Annotated in this window: 3 protein-coding genes; 2 read left to right on the top strand and 1 reads right to left on the bottom strand. The window is 58.3% G+C overall.

The features are described from left to right. Positions 1–190: 190 nt before the first annotated feature. Entirely contained in the window at positions 191–1,627 is a 1,437-nt protein-coding gene (sufB, locus tag NW819_RS01625) for a Fe-S cluster assembly protein SufB (protein WP_099883711.1), read from the bottom strand. A 179-nt stretch (positions 1,628–1,806) separates the two neighbouring features. On the opposite strand from sufB, the gene sufR reads away from it, so the two are divergent. Together sufR and NW819_RS01615 are read left to right on the top strand one after the other, a co-directional pair. Further along, positions 1,807–2,523: an iron-sulfur cluster biosynthesis transcriptional regulator SufR gene (gene sufR / locus NW819_RS01620; protein WP_414382769.1), complete on the top strand. Its 717-nt coding sequence runs from the start codon at positions 1,807–1,809 to the stop codon at positions 2,521–2,523. Positions 2,524–2,798: 275 nt separating this feature from the next. Continuing rightward, positions 2,799–3,869: a 3-deoxy-7-phosphoheptulonate synthase gene (locus NW819_RS01615; protein ID WP_414412697.1), complete on the top strand. Its 1,071-nt coding sequence runs from the start codon at positions 2,799–2,801 to the stop codon at positions 3,867–3,869. Positions 3,870–4,032: the final 163 nt, after the last annotated feature.

Raw genomic sequence — 4,032 nt, 5'->3', positions numbered from 1 at the left:
CCCCCCCTGCATCCATGCGCTGTTTGCAACGTCGCCAAGCCCTTGGGCCGCCTCTGGCTTCAGGGGATCACAGCCCTCTGCCTTGGGAGTTACCTAACCCCTTACCCTTCTCCTGAAAATGGCAGCGCCTGCTCCCACAGCGTGTCAGCGGCCTCGCCCACTTGCTCAGCTTCGCATTGGGAGCAATCCCCTAGCCGACGGATCCCTCTAACTTCAGGCTCAGCAACCGATCGGCTTCTACGGCAAACTCCATCGGCAATTGGTTGAACACCTCTCGGCAGAAGCCGCTGATGATCATGGACACGGCATCTTCCATGCCGATCCCGCGCGACTGGAAATAGAACAATTGCTCCTCTCCAATCTTAGAGGTGGAAGCTTCGTGCTCCACTTTGGCGGTGTTGTTTTGCACCTCGATATAGGGGAAGGTGTTGGCGCTGCACTGATCCCCGATCAACATGGAATCGCACTGGGAAAAATTGCGGGCCCCTTCTGCTTTCGGCCCGATTTTGACCAGGCCGCGGTAGCTGTTTTTGGAGTGCCCAGCCGAGATCCCTTTGGAGATAATTTTGCTGCGGGTGTTGCGGCCCACGTGAATCATCTTGGTGCCGGTATCGGCCTGCTGGTAGTTGTTGGTGAGGGCAACCGAGTAAAACTCGCCCACCGAGTTTTCCCCCACCAACACGCAGCTAGGATATTTCCAAGTGATGGCCGAGCCGGTCTCCACTTGCGTCCAAGAGATCTTGGAGTTGGCCCCCTGACACAGGCCGCGCTTGGTTACAAAGTTGTAAATGCCCCCTTTGCCGTTTTCGTCGCCGGCATACCAGTTCTGTACCGTCGAGTACTTGATCTCGGCATTGTCTAGGGCGATCAGCTCCACCACCGCCGCATGCAGTTGGTTGGTGTCGAACATGGGGGCAGTACACCCTTCCAAGTAGCTGACGTAGGATCCCTCGTCGGCAATGATCAGGGTGCGCTCAAACTGGCCCGATTCGCCGTTGTTGATGCGGAAATAGGTGGAAAGCTCCATGGGACAGCGCACCCCTTTGGGCACATAGACAAAGGATCCATCACTGAACACTGCCGAGTTCAGCGCCGCGTAGTAGTTATCAGCAATGGGAACCACACTGCCCAAGTACTTGCGCACCAGCTCTGGATACTCCCGCAGCGCCTCCGACATGGAGCAGAAGATCACGCCTTCCTTGGCCAGCTTTTCCCGGAAGGTGGTGGCCACCGAAACGCTGTCGAAGATGGCATCCACCGCCACATTGGCCAGCCGCTTTTGCTCTGACAAGGGGATCCCCAATTTCTCGAAGGTCTCCAACAGCACCGGATCCACTTCGTCCAGGCTCTTTTTCTTGGGCTGCACCTTGGGGGCCGAGTAGTAGACAATGTTCTGGTAGTCAATGGGCGGGTAGCTGACGTTGGGCCAGGTGGGCTCGCTCATCTTCAGCCACTGGCGGTAGGCCCGCAGCCGGAACTCTAGCATAAAGTCCGGCTCCCCTTTCTTGGCCCAGATCTGCCGAATCACCTCTTCGTTCAAGCCTTTGCCAATCGACTCAGAGGGGATGTCGGTTACAAAGCCGTACTTGTAGGGCTGGTTGACCAGGGCGCGGACGCTCGTAGACATGGATGGCTCTCGGGTAGTGACAGGGTAGAAACGCGACTAAGACAGATGGCCAAATAAAACAACAGAGTTGTTGTTTAACTGATCCTCAGGTTACTTTAGCAATGATCCCGTTGTCAAAATAGCAGAGAGCTGTGCTGGCAGCGGCAGCCGATTAACCCAGTCTAACCAGGAGGGCGAGGGTGGACAGCACGCGCAAGATCACCGGGCAGGTCGCTCAACCCGCTTCGAGTAAGCAGGCCATCTTGGTCTACCTGCGCAAGGCGGGGCAGGCCAACGCCCAAACGCTGGCAGAGCACCTGCGCATTTCTCCCCAGGCCATCCGCCGCCACCTCAAGGATCTGGAGGCAGAGGGGTTGATCCAACATGTCGCTCAACCCAATGGTCTAGGGCGACCCCAGCATCTCTATCAGCTCAGCCCCTTGGGAGAAGAGCAATTTCCCGCCAGCTACGACGAGTTTGCCCTTGGCCTGCTCAACACCCTGGCCGAAACTCTGGGATCCGAGCAGATGGGATCCCTTCTCCACCACCAGTGGCAGCGCAAAGCCCGGGAGTATCAGGCCCAACTGGGATCCGGATCCCTACGGGAGCGGCTGGAGCGCTTGGTGCAGTTGCGCCAGGCAGAGGGTTACATGGCAGAGTACTACCCCTATCCTGCCGACCTGACTGTGCCGATGGCAGCAGAGGGATCCGAGCCTTACGTCGAGCAGTATGTGTTGGTTGAGCACAATTGCGCCATTGCCCAGATTGCCCACACCTTTCCCAGCGTCTGCGGCCACGAGCTGGAGATGTTTGCTGCCGCCTTGCCCGATTGCCGGGTAGAGCGCATCACCTGGCAGGTGCAGGGAGAACACCCCTGCGGCTACTGGATTGCCAAGCCAGCGGCTCGGTCGACTTAAGACTTCCCCAGGAAACCGGATCCCTGAGATGGCAAACAGGGTTTTTTCGGGTATAGTTATCTCGTACAGGTTTTAAGTTTGTTCTCCGCATGGTCTGGCGCGCTTCCTTTTTTGGCTACTTTAGCTTTCCCTGGCAACGACCAGGGCAGAAGGGTGGCGCGTAAACAAAGACCTACAGTTTACCCGAGTCAGTCCTGAAGCCCTGAGCCCAGCGCCAGGGCTTTTTTGATGGCTCGACGACCCCATCTACCCACTTGCACGCTGAGGACAGTTCCATGCCCCCTCAAACCGACAATTGCAATATCCAAGAGGTGACTCCCTTGATTGCCCCTGCTGCTGTCAAGGCCAAGCTGCCCCTTACGGAAACGGCAGCCCAGGTGGTGCTCTCCACTCGGCAAGCCATCCGCGACATCATCCACGGACGGGATCTCCATCGCTTGGTGGTGATCGTCGGCCCCTGTTCCATCCACGATCCCGCGGCGGCTCTGGAGTATGCCCATCGCCTCAAGCGGGTGGCCGACCAAACTCGGGAGCACCTAGTGGTTGTCATGCGTACGTATTTTGAGAAACCCCGCACCACGGTGGGCTGGAAGGGCCTGATCAACGATCCCCACCTGGATGGCTCCTGCGACATTGCCACCGGCCTGCAACTGGCCCGTTCCATTCTCTTGCAGATCAACGAGCTGGGCCTGGCCTGTGCTACCGAGATGCTGGATCCGGTGACCCCTCAGTACACGGCAGATCTGGTGAGCTGGGCGGCCATTGGCGCCAGAACCATCGAAAGCCAAACTCACCGGGAAATGGCCAGCGGTCTCTCCATGCCTGTGGGCTTCAAAAACGGCACCGATGGACGGCTGGAAATCGCTCTCAATGCCATCCTCTCCGCCAGCCATCCCCACAGTTTCTTGGGCATTGGCCAAGATGGCATGACGGCTCTGGTGAAAACCACCGGCAACCCGGATCGGCACATCGTGTTGCGGGGGGGAGGGGGCAAGACCAACTACGGCCCGGAAGATGTGGCGCGGGCAGCACTGCTGATGAAGGATCAAGGGATCCCTCGCTCGGTGATGGTGGACTGCTCCCATGACAACTCCCACAAAAATTACCGCAACCAGGGATCCGTCTGTCGAGCGGTGCTACAGCAGTACCAGGCGGGGCAGCGGGCTCTGATGGGGCTGATGCTGGAGAGCAACCTCTACCCGGGCAAGCAAACCTGGCAGGAAGGGGCGCCGCTCCAGTACGGGGTTTCCATCACCGATGGCTGCATCGGCTGGGAAGAGACGGAAGATCTGTTGTGGGAGATGGCAGCGACCGTAGAGGGGAGAGCGTTGGCCCTCAGCCATTGAGGGATGGGGATCCCGGAGTTTGTTAAAGAATCAAAAAGGAAATGGGGACAAGGGGCAGCCTGCTCCTAGGGTCGAGCCAAGGTTTCGTTGTTTCGTCAGGCCCTGTGGGATGGGGTCTCCAGGTCGAGCTGGGAGGTTGTGATGGAGCATGACTCTAGTCAAT

Source organism: Synechococcus sp. R8-2 (assembly GCF_047461715.1).
Taxonomy (GTDB): domain Bacteria; phylum Cyanobacteriota; class Cyanobacteriia; order Thermostichales; family Thermostichaceae; genus Thermostichus.
The sequence above is the reverse complement of the archived record's forward strand: the minus strand, read 5'-3'. Positions and strand labels throughout refer to the sequence as shown.